We start from the raw sequence: 16,229 nt of genomic DNA, 5'->3' as shown, positions 1-16,229 counted from the left end.
AGTGGTATCACGAATACCTACGATTTCGATCTCGTCACCCACTTTTACAACACCCGTCTCAACACGACCGGTTACTACCGTACCACGACCCTGGATTGAGAATACATCTTCAACCGGCATTAGGAACGGCTTGTCAGTTTCACGCGTTGGCTCTGGAATGTACGTATCAAGCGCTTCAATTAGCTGACCAATCGCTGGCTCACCAATGTCAGACTGGTCACCTTCGATCGCTTTTAGTGCAGAACCTTTGATTACTGGTGTGTCATCACCTGGGAAGTCATACTCAGACAACAACTCACGCACTTCCATCTCAACCAATTCTAACAACTCTTCGTCATCAACCATGTCCGCTTTGTTTAGGAACACAACGATGTAAGGTACACCTACCTGACGTGATAACAAAATGTGCTCACGCGTTTGTGGCATAGGGCCGTCAGCGGCCGAACATACTAGAATCGCACCATCCATCTGCGCCGCACCAGTGATCATGTTTTTAACATAGTCAGCATGCCCTGGACAGTCAACGTGCGCATAGTGACGAGTGTCTGACTCATACTCTACGTGAGCTGTCGAAATGGTGATACCACGCGCCTTTTCTTCTGGTGCGTTATCAATCTGATCGTAACCTTTTACGTCACCACCAAACTTCTTACCTTGAACAATCGTTAACGCCGCTGTTAAGGTAGTTTTACCATGGTCAACGTGACCAATCGTGCCCACGTTTACGTGCGGCTTTGTACGTTCAAACTTTGCTTTTGCCATTTAAAAATCCCTCTAAATTAAATGATTAAGAACCTTTTTTCGATTTTGCAATAATTTCTTCCTGAACTGAAGCAGGTGCTTCCGCGTATTTCGAGAAAGTCATAGTGTAACTCGCACGACCCTGTGACAAGGAACGGACATTCGTTGCGTAACCAAACATTTCAGAAAGTGGCACATCAGCCTTCAATTCTTTACCAGTTGGTGTATCTTCCATACCTTGGATCATGCCACGACGACGGTTTAAGTCACCCATTACATCACCCATATATTCTTCTGGCGTAATAACTTCTACAGCCATAATAGGCTCAAGAATTACCGGACGAGCTTGCTCAACACCATTTTTGATACCCATAGACGCAGCAATTTTAAATGCCATTTCATTCGAGTCAACGTCATGATAGGAACCGTCAAACACAGTTACCTTAACATCGACTACTGGGTAACCAGCGATTACACCGTTTTCAAGCTGCTCCTTAGCACCTTTTTCAACGGCAGGGATGTATTCACGTGGAACTACACCACCTACAATCGCATTCTCAAACTGGAAGCCAGTGCCCGGCTCTTGAGGTTCAATACGAAGCACAACATGACCATACTGACCACGACCACCAGACTGGCGAACAAACTTACCGTCAGCTTCAACTGATTGGCGAATGGTTTCACGATATGAAACTTGAGGTGCGCCTATGTTAGCTTCTACGTTAAACTCACGCTTCATACGGTCAACGATAATATCTAGGTGCAACTCACCCATACCTGAAATAATAGTTTGACCCGTTTCCTCATCCGTACGGACACGGAATGATGGATCCTCTGCAGCCAGCTTCTGGAGCGCGATACCCATTTTTTCTTGGTCGGCTTTTGTTTTTGGCTCAACAGCGATCGAAATAACAGGTTCTGGGAACTCCATACGCTCAAGGGTAATGATATTATTTAGATCACAAATTGTATCGCCTGTCGTTACATCTTTAAGCCCAACCACACAACCGATATCACCAGCACGTAACTCTTTGATTTCCTCGCGCGAATTAGCATGCATCTGAATCAAACGGCCTGCACGCTCTTTTTTACTCTTAACTGGGTTATAAACTGCTTCACCAGAATTAAGCACACCCGAGTAAACGCGTACAAAGGTCAGAGTACCAACATAAGGGTCGGTCATCATCTTAAAGGCTAGGGCTGAGAAAGGCGCATCATCGGATGATTCACGCGTTGCCTTATCGCCGCTTTCAAGCTCACCTTCAATAGCTGGAACATCAACAGGTGATGGGAAATACTCAATTACCGCATCTAGTAAAGCCTGTACACCCATATTCTTGAAGCTTGACCCACAGAACATTGGAATAACTTCGTTATTGATACAACGCGTGCGAATACCTTGCTTAATTTGCTCTTCAGTTAGCTCACCACTCTCAAGATAAGCATCCATAAACTCTTCGCTAGCTTCCGCAGCGGCTTCTACCATCTGTTCCCGATAGGCCTCGCAGTCTGCAACCATATCAGCTGGAATATCTTGATACTCAAAATTTAGACCTTGAGTCGCTTTATCCCAAATAACTGCTTTCATTTTTATCAGGTCAACTACACCACTAAAATTGTCTTCGGCTCCAATTGGTAGCTGCATTACAACAGGCGTCGCACCTAAACGCGTTTTGATCTGCTCAACAACACGTAAGAAATCAGCACCAGCGCGGTCCATTTTATTGACGTAACCCATACGAGGTACACCATACTTATCCGCCTGACGCCATACCGTTTCTGATTGAGGCTGCACGCCACCAACTGAACAGAAGGTCGTTACTGCACCATCAAGTACACGCAATGAACGCTCTACTTCAATAGTGAAATCAACGTGACCAGGGGTATCAATAACATTAATGCGGTGCTCTTGAAATTGCTTAGCCATGCCAGACCACATACAGGTTGTTGCAGCAGATGTAATGGTTATACCACGCTCTTGCTCCTGTGCCATCCAATCCATGGTTGCACCACCATCGTGAACCTCACCGATTTTGTGGGATTTACCAGTATAAAAAAGAATTCGCTCGGTAGTTGTGGTTTTACCAGCATCAATGTGAGCCATGATACCTATATTACGGTAACGCTCTAGAGGGGTTTGACGTGCCACTTTATAAACCTTTTTACTTTGAAATTTATTAAAGAATAAAGGCCCGTCAAGGGCCCTTGTACTGAATTACCAACGGAAATGAGAGAAAGCCTTGTTGGCCTCAGCCATTCGGTGGGTATCTTCTTTTTTCTTGATTGCGGAACCGCGATTTTCAAGTGCATCAGCAAGTTCACCAGCTAAACGCAACATCATACCTTTTTCGTTACGCTTGCGTGCTGCTTCAACAATCCAGCGCATTGACAAAGCCATTTTACGCTCAGGGCGCACTTCAACAGGCACCTGATATGTTGCTCCACCCACACGACGAGACTTTACTTCAACCAATGGACCAACGTTTTCCAACGCATCACGTAATAGAGCAGCGTGATCGCCACCTTTACGACGCTCGACAACTTTATCTAGCGCACCATATACAATTTTTTCAGCAACTGCTTTTTTGCCGCTGACCATAATCATGTTAACAAATTTTGTTAATACAACATCACCAAACTTAGGATCTGGTAGAACCAGACGTTTGGGTATCTCTCTTCTTCTTGCCATTCTTCACGCTTCCGGTATTAAAGAAAAAAATTGGCTAGCGTATGTCAAAAGGTCTACTTACCTTTTGGACGCTTAGCACCGTACTTAGAACGACCTTGTTTACGCTCATTAACGCCTGCACAGTCAAGTGCACCACGAACAGTATGATAACGCACACCAGGCAAATCCTTAACACGCCCACCACGAATCAGGATGACCGAGTGCTCCTGAAGGTTATGACCTTCACCACCAATGTATGAAGTCACTTCATAACCATTGGTTAGACGAACACGCGCAACCTTACGCAAGGCAGAGTTAGGCTTTTTAGGGGTAGTGGTGTAAACACGCGTACAAACACCGCGACGCTGAGGACAAGCTTCCAAAGCAGGCACGGCTGATTTCTTAATTTTGTCTTTACGCGGCTTACGAACCAACTGGTTAATTGTAGCCATTAAAACTTTCTCCAAATTTGAGACTTAACTCTTTAGCCAAATGTTTGCAGGCAAGATAGCCCACAAACAAGGTTTCAGAATTTTAGTTACCCATTTACTAGAAGTCAAGCAATAAGTTATTGAATTTTCTTATTGATCTGACTCTTCAACTTCAATCACCCGGTCATCTACAACCGGCATTTCTTCGAGAATATCCTCACTGACAGTATCATCAGCGAAAACATCGCTATGTATAAAGGCTTGCAGCTCACTATCAACCAACTCCGTTGCCTTGCGGCGAGCCTGATGATAGGCAAAACCTGTTCCAGCCGGAATCAAACGTCCAACAATAACATTTTCTTTAAGGCCAACAAGCGTATCACGCTTACCACTAACGGCCGCCTCAGTTAAGACACGTGTGGTCTCCTGGAACGAGGCTGCCGAGATAAAGGACTCTGTGGCAAGTGAAGCTTTAGTTATACCAAGCAATACACGCTCATACGTTGCTTCAACTTTGCCTTCCTCACGCATCTTCTCATTTAGCTCAAGTACGCGCGCGTACTCTGCCTGCTCGCCTCTAATAAGACCCGTATCGCCTGCAGATTTAATTTCAACCTTACGCAGCATTTGGCGAATAATCGCTTCAATATGCTTGTCGTTGATGCGCACACCCTGAAGGCGATAAACATCCTGTACTTCATCAACAATATATTCTGCTAAACGCTCAACACCGAGTAGACGCAGAATGTCATGTGCATTGGCATTACCTTCAACAATAATGTCACCACGTTCAACGCGCTCACCCTCAAACACATTCACACTACGCCACTTTGGAATCAGTGATTCGTATTGCTCACCAGAATCTTGGGTAATAATTAAGCGCTGTTTTCCTTTTGTTTCTTTACCAAAGGAGATTACACCACTCACTTCAGCCATAATGGCCGGCTCTTTTGGCTGGCGAGCTTCAAATAAATCGGCAACACGTGGTAGACCACCGGTAATATCTTTTGTTTTTGATGACTCTTGTGGAATACGTGCCAAGACATCACCAGACTTTAACTTTGATCCACCTTGTACCAACACAATGGCATTTTCTGGCAAGTAGTAAACAGCTGGCGTCTGAGTACCAGCAAAACAAACACCTTCACCTTTCTCATCAAGCAAACGAATAAATGGACGCGCATCCTTCATGGCATTGGAACGTTCTTTTGATCCTTTTACAACACGTGTCACGAGACCCGTTAATTCGTCAATCTTCTCTTCAACAGTGCCATCGAAATTACCATACTCAACCTCACCCGCTACTTCAGAAATAACAGGGTGCGTATGCGGATCCCAGGTTGCAATAGCATCGCCTGAGCTTAACTTTTGCCCTTCTGTCGCAACAAGGATTGCACCATAAGGAATCTTATAGCGTTCCTTTTCACGCCCTGCCGCATCCAGTATAGTCACCTCACCAGAACGCGCTGTAACAATCATTTGGTCTTCAGAGTTACGAACAGTCTTAAGGTTATTAAACTTAACCTGGCCTTCATACTTTACTTCCACCTTGCTTTGTGCAGCAGCTTTTGAGGCCGTACCACCAATATGGAATGTACGCATCGTAAGCTGCGTACCCGGCTCACCAATTGACTGAGCCGCCATAACACCAACAGCTTCACCCATGTTAACCAAATGTCCGCGCGCAAGATCACGTCCATAGCACTTTTGGCACACGCCAAACTTAGTTTCGCAAGTAATCGGTGAACGCACCTTGACGCGATCAATACCATTAGCATCAATAAGGTCAACTAACTTTTCATCAAGCAGCGTACCTTCTTCAACTAAAACATTACCCTCTGCATCAAGGACTGAGTCACTTAAAATGCGTCCAAGGATACGCTCGCGTAAAGATTCGATAACGTCGCCACCCTCAACATGTGCCGTCATTTCAATGCCTGCATGAGTACCGCAGTCATGTTCAGTTACAACAACATCTTGTGCAACATCTACTAGGCGTCGAGTCAGGTAACCAGAGTTTGCAGTCTTCAATGCCGTATCAGCAAGACCTTTACGCGCGCCATGTGTTGAAATAAAGTACTGAAGTACGTTTAGACCTTCACGGAAGTTTGCCGTAATCGGTGTTTCAATAATCGAACCATCTGGCTTGGCCATCAAACCACGCATACCACCCAACTGACGCATCTGTGCAACAGAACCACGCGCCCCAGAGTCTGCCATCATGTAGATTGAGTTAAACGAGGTTTCTTTAACCTCCTCACCCTTAGCATCAACGGTTAAGTCATATTGCAACTCTTCCATCATCGCCTTAGTAACCAGCTCGTTGGTATGTGACCAAATATCAACAACCTTGTTATAGCGCTCACCCTCAGTAACCAAACCTTGTGCATACTGAGTCTGAATTTCTTTTACCTGCTCTTCTGCACGATCAAGAATAGGCGCCTTATCATCTGGAATAAGCATGTCATCTGAACAGAAGGATAAACCTGCCATAGTAGACCATTTAAAGCCGGCATACATAAGCTGATCAGCGAAAACAACTGTTTCTTTTGGCCCTAAAACACGATAACAGGTATTCAATACCTTACTAATATTCTTCTTAGTCAAGTTGGTATTGATCAGGTCATAGGACAAGCCTTTTGGTAGCACGCGACTCAACAACGCGCGCCCTACAGTTGTATCGACAATACGTGTCTGGCAACGTTCAACACCGTCTTCAATAAGCGTTTCATTTACTCGCAACTTAATACGTGTGTGTAAATGAACAACTTTTGCCTCTAACGCACGCGTTACTTCTTGCCAATTAACAAATGCCTTACCCTCACCAATTGCGTTAATTTTTTCACGGGTAATATAGTAAAGTCCCAATACAACGTCCTGAGACGGAACAATGATTGGATCCCCATTCGCAGGTGATAACAGGTTGTTAGTCGACATCATTAGCGTGCGGGCTTCAAGCTGAGCTTCTAGTGACAATGGCACGTGAACAGCCATCTGGTCACCATCGAAATCGGCATTAAATGCAGAACAAACCAACGGGTGTAGGTTAATAGCCTTACCTTCAATCAATACGGGTTCAAATGCTTGGATACCCAATCTATGCAGGGTAGGGGCACGGTTTAATAGAACCGGATGCTCGCGAATCACCTCATCAAGCACATCCCATACTTCTGGTAAGCTTTGCTCAACCATTTTCTTCGCCGCTTTAATCGTTGGCGCAGATCCGCGCTTTTGTAACTTGCTGAAAATAAACGGCTTGAACAGTTCCAATGCCATTTTCTTAGGCAGACCGCACTGGTGTAACTTCAAAGTCGGACCAACTACAATGACCGAGCGCCCTGAATAATCAACACGCTTTCCTAGCAAGTTTTGACGGAAACGACCTTGTTTACCTTTAATCATATCAGCCAAAGATTTCAATTGGCGCTTGTTGGTTCCCGTTACCGCACGACCACGACGACCATTATCCAACAAGGAGTCTACCGACTCCTGCAGCATACGTTTTTCATTTCGTACAATAATGTCTGGCGCCATTAACTCTAGCAAGCGCTTCAAACGGTTGTTACGATTTATTACACGGCGATACAGGTCGTTAAGATCCGAAGTTGCAAAACGTCCGCCATCAAGTGGCACTAAAGGACGCAGCTCAGGGGGCAATACTGGCAACACCTCCAATACCATCCACTCAGGGTTATTGCCTGACTGAATAAACGACTCAATTAGTTTTAGGCGCTTAGATATTTTTTTCTGCTTTGTTTCTGAGTTAGTACTTTCTACCTCAGAACGAAGACGAGTCGCCTCTTCAACCAAGTCGATAGACTGAAGCATCCGTTTAATTGCTTCAGCACCCATCATCGCTTCAAACTCATCACCATGCTCTTCTAGCGCATCTAGATACTCTTCCTCCGTTAACAACTGCCATGGTTCTAGTGGCGTTAGTCCTGGATCAACAACCATAAAGGCTTCAAAGTACAACACCGCTTCAATTTCTTTAAGGGTCATGTCTAACATCAAGCCAATACGGCTTGGCAATGATTTCAGGAACCAAATATGTGCTACTGGCGTAGCAAGATCAATATGCCCCATGCGCTCACGACGAACCTTAGACTGTGTTACCTCAACACCACATTTTTCACAAATAACGCCACGGTGCTTTAGGCGTTTATATTTGCCGCACAAACATTCGTAATCGCGAATTGGGCCAAAGATCTTGGCACAAAATAAGCCGTCACGTTCAGGCTTAAAGGTACGATAATTGATAGTCTCAGGCTTTTTAACTTCGCCATAAGACCATGAACGAATTTTTTCAGGTGAAGCAAGTGATACTTTAATCGCATCAAATTCACTGGAAACGTTTTGTTTTTTTAGAAAACCGATTAAATCTTTCATTTAGTCTTGCTCCAACTCAATATCAATACCTAATGCACGAATCTCTTTGCGCAATACGCTAAAGGATTCAGGCATCCCCGGTTCCATGTACTCATTGCCATCTACAATGTTTTTGTACATCCGCGTACGACCATTCAAGTCATCCGACTTCACCGTTAACATTTCCTGCAATGTAAAGGCCGCACCATAGGCTTCAAGAGCCCATACCTCCATCTCACCAAAACGCTGACCACCAAACTGGGCTTTTCCACCCAAAGGTTGTTGAGTAACCAAACTGTATGGACCGGTTGAACGCGCATGCATCTTGTCATCAACCAAATGGTTAAGCTTGAGCATATACATATAACCCACCGTGACTGTACGGTCAAACTCCTCACCTGTACGACCGTCAAACAGGCGCATTTGCCCTGACTCAGGTAGATCAGCCAAACGTAATAATGCTTTGATTTGACCTTCATCAGCCCCATCAAATACAGGTGTAGCCATCGGCACACCCTTACGTAGATTACGAGCAAGTTCAATCAACTCGTCGTCATTAAAAGCTGAAAAATCGACACCCTGACCCTGGGTTTCATTGTAAATCTTGCTCAAGAAGCCGCGAATCTCAGCCAGATCGGCTTCACGGCGCAACATGGCATCAATCTTTTGGCCTAAACCTTCAGCCGCCAGGCCTAGATGGGTTTCCAAAATCTGACCCACGTTCATACGCGAGGGTACACCCAAAGGGTTTAAACAAATATCAACTGGGCGCCCGGTTTCATCAAACGGCATATCCTCAACAGGACAGATACGTGAAATAACACCTTTGTTACCGTGACGACCCGCCATCTTATCGCCTGGTTGAATACGACGCTTGATCGCAACATATACCTTAACCATCTTTGACACCCCCGGTGCAAGATCATCACCCTGGGTCAATTTTTTGCGTTTTTCTTCGAAGGCGGCATTAAGCTCTTTGCGCTTTGTATTCAACTGATCTTCTTGTGCTTCTAACTGGCGCATTAAATCTTCATCAGCAAGATTGAGCAAGAATAGTGCTTTTTTATCCATGCTAGCCAGCTGCTCAGCACTTAGTGTCTTACCATCCATCGTTGACTGACCCGCCAACATGGTGCGTAAGCGTGCCAGGCTATCCTGCTCAAGGATACGATATTGCTCATCAATATCTTTTCGCACGGCATCTAGCTCTTCTTCATGAATGGCTTGAGCACGTGCGTCTTTTTTCATTCCTTCGCGAGTAAAGACTTGAACGTCAATAACAGTTCCTTCAATGCCTTTCGATACTCTTAAAGACGTATCCTTTACATCAGATGCTTTTTCACCAAAAATAGCGCGCAGCAGTTTTTCCTCAGGCGTTAACTGTGTTTCACCTTTTGGCGTGACTTTGCCGACCAAAATATCGCCTTGCTTAACCTCGGCACCAATATACACAATGCCACTCTCATCAAGACGCGACAAAGCGGCTTCACCAACATTCGGGATATCGGCACTAATTTCTTCTGGCCCTAACTTGGTATCGCGTGCAAGGCAAGTAAACTCTTCAATATGAATGGTTGTAAAGCGGTCTTCTTGTACAACACGCTCAGATACCAAAATCGAGTCTTCAAAGTTATAGCCATTCCAAGGCATGAAAGCCACACGCATGTTCTGACCAAGTGCTAACTCACCCAAATCTGTTGACGGGCCGTCAGCCAATACGTCACCACGGGCAACAACATTGCCAGCAGCTACAATCGGTTTCTGGTTAATACAAGTATTTTGGTTAGAACGCTGATACTTAATTAGGTTGTAAATATCGACACCTGTCTCACCCTCACGAATCTCATCTGCATTAACACGAACTACAATACGAGAGGCGTCAGCTGAAACAACTTCACCACCACGTTCTGCAACGACCGTTACGCCTGAATCAATGGCAACCGTTTTTTCGATACCTGTACCCACGAACGGTTTATCCGCACGTAAGGTAGGCACTGCCTGACGCTGCATGTTAGAGCCCATCAGAGCGCGGTTAGCATCATCATGCTCCAAGAAAGGAATTAGGGCGGCCGCAACGGATACGATTTGTTTTGGCGATACATCCATTAAATTAATGTCTTTCGACATCGATAATGTAAATTCGTTCTGATGACGCGCAGAAATCAAGTCATCAACAAAGCGACCTGATTCATCCAATCGTGCACTTGCTTGAGCAATTACATACTGTGCTTCATCGATAGCTGACACATAGACAATATCATTGGTAACCTGCCCATCTACTACGCGACGATAAGGGGTTTCTAAAAAGCCATACTCGTTGGTTTTAGCATAAACAGCCAAAGAATTGATCAATCCAATGTTTGGACCCTCTGGCGTTTCGATTGGACATACTCGACCATAGTGGGTCGGATGTACGTCACGAACCTCAAACCCTGCACGCTCGCGAGTTAAGCCGCCTGGGCCAAGGGCTGAGACACGGCGTTTATGCGTGACTTCTGATAAGGGGTTAACCTGATCCATAAACTGCGAAAGTTGACTAGATCCAAAGAACTCTTTAATGGCTGCAGACACAGGTTTCGCGTTTATTAAATCTTGCGGCATTAACCCATCACTTTCAGCACTATTCAGACGCTCTTTAACTGCACGCTCAACACGAACCAATCCTACACGGAAAGCATTTTCAGCCATTTCACCCACAGCACGAATACGACGGTTACCTAGCGTATCAATATCATCAACTGTGCTTTCGCCATTACGAATGCGAATAAGCTCACGGATAACATCGACAATATCATCTGATTCAAGCACCAAACGACCAGTATTATCATCACGCCCTAAACGACGATTTAACTTCATCCGACCGACCGAAGACAGGTCATAACGGTCTTCTTCAAAGAACAGGCTATTAAATAGCGCCTCAGAAGATTCCTTTGTTGGTGGCTCACCTGGACGCATCATACGATAAATTTCAATCTGAGCTTCTAGCTGCGTACTTGTACTATCAAGATTCAGCGTATCTGAAATGTATGGCCCGTGTAAAAGCTCATCAATAAATAAGACTCCAAACTGGATTTTACCAATATCGTGCATTTTTGCGACAAGATCACTAGTAATAACTGTATTTGCAGAGGCAAGCAGTTCACCCGTTGATTTATCAACAAGGTTTTCAGCTAACACCTTACCGACTAGATATGCTTCTGGTACATCAATTTCTTTAAGACCAGCCTGTTCAAACTGCTTAATGCTACGTGCAGTGATACGGTTTCCAGCCGAAACAATCACCTCACCCTTATCAACGATATCAAATGCCGCAATCTGACCCTTAAGTTGCTCAGGGATAACACCCATTACAATTTTTGTCTTGGTGACACGAATCGGGGTTTTATCAAAAAAAGCCGCAAGGATTTTTTCATTATCATAGCCCATTGCACGCAATAAAATTGATACCGGTAGTTTACGACGACGGTCAATACGCGTAAATAAGCAATCGTTATGATCAAACTCAAAATCAAGCCAAGAACCACGATAAGGAATGATTCGGGCATTAAATAGAATCTTGCCTGAAGAGTGTGACTTACCTTTATCATTGTCAAAAATAACACCTGGTGAACGATGCAACTGCGTCACGATAACGCGCTCAGTTCCGTTGATAACAAAGGTTCCATTATCTGTCATCAAAGGCATGTCGCCCAAGTAAACTTCTTGCTCTTTAATGTCTTTAACAGGGCGATTACTTGCTGGTGCTTCCTTGTCATAAATAACCAAGCGCATTTTTACACGCAAAGGCGCCGCATAGGTTACCCCACGCTGCTTACATTCCTTAACATCAAACTCAGGCTGGCCAAGATTGTAGCTAACGTAGTCAAGGTCAGCTGTACCAGCCACACCCTTAATCGGAAATACTGACTTGAATGCAGAATGAAGACCTACTACAGCACGCGCATTAGGTTTTTTGTCTAGCTGAATAAATTCATGGTAGGAGTTTTTTTGTAATGATAGTAAATAAGGCACATCAAGCATCGATGCTTGAGTAGCAAAGTCTTTACGGATACGCTTCTTTTCGGTTAACGAGTATGACATGGAATACCTCGACAATCGGGTCATAAATATGTGGGGCTTCAAGCAAATGTATAAAAGGGTCGTATCAACCAAAAATATGACGCTTTTACACACTGTTTAAACACAAAAAGGCCGACACAAAAAGTGTCAGCCATTACTACTGCAACAAAGCAGTCATCATCAAGCTATTACTTGATTTCAGCCTGAGCGCCAGCCTCTTCAACTTGCTTCTTAACTTCTTCGGCTTCTTCTTTAGAAACGCCTTCTTTAAGAACAGTTGGTGCGCTTTCAACTGCTTCTTTCGCTTCTTTCAGACCTAAACCTGTGATGGCACGAACTGCTTTGATAGCGCCAACCTTGTTAGAACCAGCACTCGTTAGTACAACATTGAACTCTGACTGCTCTTCTGCCGCTTCAGCAGCAGCTGCTGGGCCAGCAACAGCCATTGCAGCAGCTGATACACCAAATTTTTCTTCCATTGCTGAAATTAATTCAACAACTTCAACTACTGTCATATTAGCAACAGCTTCTAAAATATCGTTTTGTGATACAGACATCTTGATCTCCTAAATGTAAAAAATGACTAATGTATAGGATTAAGCCGCTTCGCGCGATTCTTTGTAAGCAGCAAGGGTACGAGCCAATTTCTCGACTGGCGCCTTCATTACATACATTAGTTTTGCAATTGCTTCGTCGTAAGTTGGTAGTGATGCCACCATATCTAACTGGCTTGCGTCTAGTGCGCCCGAACCAATTGAGACTGACTTAACAACCATTGCATCGTTTTCTTTCTTAAATGCTTTAACAACACGCGCAGCACCAGATAACTCTTTTTGAGAGAACACTAATACCACTGGACCTACTAAAGACGCTGTCATGTCTTCATAGGCAGTACCAGCAAATGCACGGCGTGCTAAAGTATTTTTTACTACACGGACAACGACACCATTATCACGTGCTTGAGAACGAAGCTTAGTCATCTGCTCCACTGTCAACCCACGATATTCAGCTACGACCACAGAAACGGTTTCAGCCAAAAGTGCAGAAACCTCATCTAGGACTAGCTTTTTATCTTCGAGTTTAAGTGCCATTCTAACCTCCATAAGCTTAGTTATTACTAACCAAACTACTCATCTACGTAGGTCGCAAATGCAATTAAGGCTACTATACAAGCAACCACCTACGGTCTGCGATGGGCACTCACATTTAGGAGACCCAAACCGCAACCTATTACATACTGCAATAGGAATTTAGATTGAAGACTGTTCCACTGTTACCGCAGGACCCATGGTACTGGATAACGAAACTTTCTTCATGTACACACCCTTGGCCGCTGAAGGTTTGGCTTTGTGCAAATCTTCAATTAATGCCGCCAAGTTTTCTTTTAATTTCTCGCTGTCAAATGATGCTTTACCAATAGGTGCATGAACAATACCGGCTTTGTCGACACGGTAGCGAACTTGACCTGCTTTAGCATTATTTATTGCTGTTACTACATCTGGGGTAACCGTACCCGTTTTAGGGTTTGGCATTAAACCGCGTGGACCTAGCACTGTACCTAGCGCACCCACAACACGCATTGTATCTGGACTCGCAACAACCACATCAAAATCCATCATGCCTTTTTTAATTTCTGCAGCCAGCTCTTCCATACCAACATAATCTGCACCAGCTTCTTTTGCGGCTGCTTGATTAGCTTCACCAGTAAATACAGCTACACGGATTGTTTTACCCAAACCATTTGGCAACACAGTTGCACCACGTACAACCTGATCAGATTTACGCGGATCAACACCTAGCTTAACTGCAACATCAACAGTTTCGTCAAATTTTGCGGTAGCTAGATCCTTAACCAAATCTAAAGCTGCAATTACTTCATAGGCTGAATCTTTATTTACGCGCTCAGCCATAGCTTTTTGTTTTTTTGTCAACTTTGCCATTTCCAATTACCCCTCAACCGTTAGGCCCATGCTGCGCGCAGAACCTTCTATGATTTTAACTGCTGATTCTAAATCGTTAGCATTTAGGTCAGGCATCTTGGTAGTAGCAATTTCTTCAAGCTGTGCACGTGTAACCTTGCCAACCTTATTAAGGTTAGGCACCGCACTACCGCTTTTAATTCCAGCCGCTTTTTTCAACAAAATTGCAGCAGGTGGTGTCTTAGTGATAAAAGTGAAGCTCTTATCACTGTATACTGTAATCACAACAGGTAGGGGCAAACCCTTTTCGACATTTGAGGTTTGAGCGTTAAATGCTTTACAAAACTCCATAATGTTAACACCACGTTGACCCAATGCTGGCCCGACGGGTGGACTTGGATTCGCTGCACCTGCAGGAATCTGTAACTTGATATAGGCTGCAATCTTCTTAGCCATACATATACTCCTAGTTGGGTAATAGCGCTTTTCAGCTCCCCGTTAAAAAAATCAGCTTTTTACGACTTGGGAAAATTCAAGCTCCACTGGCGTTGAACGACCAAAGATCAAAACTGATACTTGCAATTTATTCTTGTCATAATCGACACCTTCAACCACAGCCTCAAAATCAGTAAAAGGTCCGTCCGTTACACGTACCATTTCACCTGGCTCATAAATGATTTTCGGTCTTGGTTTATCGACATTTTCTTCAACGCGTTGCAGAATACGATCAACTTCTTTTTGGGTGATCGGCGCTGGACGATCACTCTTGCCACCAATAAAGCCAAGTACCTGTGGTACACTTTTAACAAGATGCCAAGTTTCCTCGCTTAATTCCATTTCGACCAACACATAACCAGGAAAAAACTTTCGCTCACTTGTTCTTTTCTTGCCGTCACGAATTTCTACTACTTCTTCAGAAGGTACAAGAATACGACCAAAATGATCTTTCAATTCAGCACGTTCTGCATAATCAACAATACCTGCTTTGACCTTATTCTCATACCCAGAGAACGCATGAACTACATACCAACGTTTTGCCATTCTAGCCCCCTTGTCCGGTTAGTAGTTTGACGGCCCACAAGAAGAACATATCAATCAACCACAGGAAAATACCCACGATAATGACTGCAATAACAACAATTAGTGTAGTTTGCGCCGTTTCTTTTCGTGTTGGCCAGACAACTTGGCGCACTTCTTTTTTAGTTTGGATAAGGTATTTAAACCAAGAACCACCTAGTGCTGTTGTATAAAGCACAGCCGTTGCACCTGCAACACCTGCTAACACAATCAATACACGCACCACCGCATGCAGATCAGACAAGGCATAGTAGGCATAAATACCGCCCAACAGAATGGCTAAGGACAATACCAGCTTAGCGGTATCCGCTGTACTGCGCGCTTCTTGAACTTCCGGTTTCTTATTCATTAGATTCAGTACAATTAAAAAAAACGACCTGTACCCTAGATACAGACCGTTAAAATATGGCAGGGGTAGAGAGATTCGAACTCCCAACCTTCGGATTTGGAATCCGCGGCTCTACCAATTGGAGCTATACCCCTAGAAAATTAAAAAAGGGACTATACCAGTCCCTTTTAGTTTTTGCAAGACCTTATTACTTCAAGATCTTAGAAACAACACCCGCACCAACGGTACGACCACCTTCACGAATCGCAAAACGTAGACCTTCGTCCATTGCGATTGGGTTGATTAGGGTGATCGTCATTTGAATGTTGTCACCCGGCATAACCATTTCTACGCCTGATGGGAGTTCACATGCACCCGTTACGTCCGTTGTACGGAAGTAGAACTGTGGACGGTAACCATTAAAGAATGGGGTATGACGACCACCTTCTTCTTTTGATAACACGTACACTTCGCCTTCAAACTGCGTATGTGGATTAATCTTACCAACATGGCTTAGTACTTGACCACGCTCTACGTCTTCACGCTTAGTACCACGTAATAGAACACCAACGTTATCGCCTGCTTCACCTTGGTCTAACAACTTACGGAACATCTCAACACCGGTTACGGTCGTTTTA

Annotated in this window: 13 protein-coding genes and 1 tRNA gene; all 14 read right to left on the bottom strand. The window is 44.3% G+C overall.

Annotated elements, in window-relative coordinates; translation table 11 throughout:
- Window positions 1-762, bottom strand: a 762-nt coding sequence (locus tag BM293_RS10120; protein WP_143607766.1) for an elongation factor Tu, incomplete at its 3' end; no start/stop codon positions are given.
- Between the two features lie 25 nt (window positions 763-787).
- Entirely contained in the window at window positions 788-2,890 is a 2,103-nt protein-coding gene (gene fusA / locus BM293_RS10115; RefSeq protein ID WP_093449213.1) for an elongation factor G, read from the bottom strand.
- Window positions 2,891-2,956: 66 nt separating this feature from the next.
- Window positions 2,957-3,430 carry a 30S ribosomal protein S7 gene (gene rpsG, locus BM293_RS10110; protein ID WP_093449211.1) on the bottom strand — a complete coding sequence of 158 codons (474 nt, stop codon included), beginning with the start codon at window positions 3,428-3,430 and terminating at the stop codon, window positions 2,957-2,959.
- Between the two features lie 53 nt (window positions 3,431-3,483).
- Window positions 3,484-3,861, bottom strand: coding sequence for a 30S ribosomal protein S12 (gene rpsL / locus BM293_RS10105; RefSeq protein WP_093449208.1), 378 nt, complete (start codon window positions 3,859-3,861; stop codon window positions 3,484-3,486).
- Between the two features lie 129 nt (window positions 3,862-3,990).
- Window positions 3,991-8,229: a DNA-directed RNA polymerase subunit beta' gene (gene rpoC, locus BM293_RS10100; protein WP_093449205.1), complete on the bottom strand. Its 4,239-nt coding sequence runs from the start codon at window positions 8,227-8,229 to the stop codon at window positions 3,991-3,993.
- Entirely contained in the window at window positions 8,230-12,288 is a 4,059-nt protein-coding gene (gene rpoB, locus BM293_RS10095; RefSeq protein ID WP_093449203.1) for a DNA-directed RNA polymerase subunit beta, read from the bottom strand.
- 167 nt (window positions 12,289-12,455) lie between these two features.
- Complete coding sequence (rplL, locus tag BM293_RS10090; protein WP_093449200.1) at window positions 12,456-12,824, bottom strand: 50S ribosomal protein L7/L12; 369 nt, start codon at window positions 12,822-12,824, stop codon at window positions 12,456-12,458.
- A gap of 39 nt (window positions 12,825-12,863) precedes the next feature.
- Window positions 12,864-13,358 (bottom strand): 50S ribosomal protein L10, encoded by a 495-nt coding sequence (rplJ, locus tag BM293_RS10085; protein WP_093449197.1) that lies wholly within the window; start codon window positions 13,356-13,358, stop codon window positions 12,864-12,866.
- A gap of 159 nt (window positions 13,359-13,517) precedes the next feature.
- Window positions 13,518-14,207 (bottom strand): 50S ribosomal protein L1, encoded by a 690-nt coding sequence (gene rplA / locus BM293_RS10080; RefSeq protein ID WP_093449194.1) that lies wholly within the window; start codon window positions 14,205-14,207, stop codon window positions 13,518-13,520.
- 6 nt (window positions 14,208-14,213) lie between these two features.
- Window positions 14,214-14,642: a 50S ribosomal protein L11 gene (gene rplK, locus BM293_RS10075; protein WP_093449192.1), complete on the bottom strand. Its 429-nt coding sequence runs from the start codon at window positions 14,640-14,642 to the stop codon at window positions 14,214-14,216.
- A 51-nt stretch (window positions 14,643-14,693) separates the two neighbouring features.
- On the bottom strand, window positions 14,694-15,227 hold the full coding sequence (gene nusG, locus BM293_RS10070; RefSeq protein WP_093449188.1) for a transcription termination/antitermination protein NusG: 534 nt from the start codon (window positions 15,225-15,227) through the stop codon (window positions 14,694-14,696).
- A 1-nt stretch (window position 15,228) separates the two neighbouring features.
- Window positions 15,229-15,612, bottom strand: a complete 384-nt coding sequence (gene secE, locus BM293_RS10065) for a preprotein translocase subunit SecE (protein WP_093449185.1) — start codon at window positions 15,610-15,612, stop codon at window positions 15,229-15,231.
- Between the two features lie 57 nt (window positions 15,613-15,669).
- Window positions 15,670-15,746: transfer RNA gene (locus BM293_RS10060), tRNA-Trp, on the bottom strand.
- Between the two features lie 53 nt (window positions 15,747-15,799).
- Window positions 15,800-16,229 (bottom strand): EF-Tu C-terminal domain-related protein (locus BM293_RS10055; RefSeq protein WP_255360092.1); only part of this gene is annotated, 430 nt, incomplete at its 5' end.

The organism is Thiomicrospira sp. ALE5 (genome assembly GCF_900112445.1).
In the GTDB taxonomy this organism is placed as follows: domain Bacteria; phylum Pseudomonadota; class Gammaproteobacteria; order Thiomicrospirales; family Thiomicrospiraceae; genus Thiomicrospira.
The sequence above is the reverse complement of the archived record's forward strand: the minus strand, read 5'-3'. Positions and strand labels throughout refer to the sequence as shown.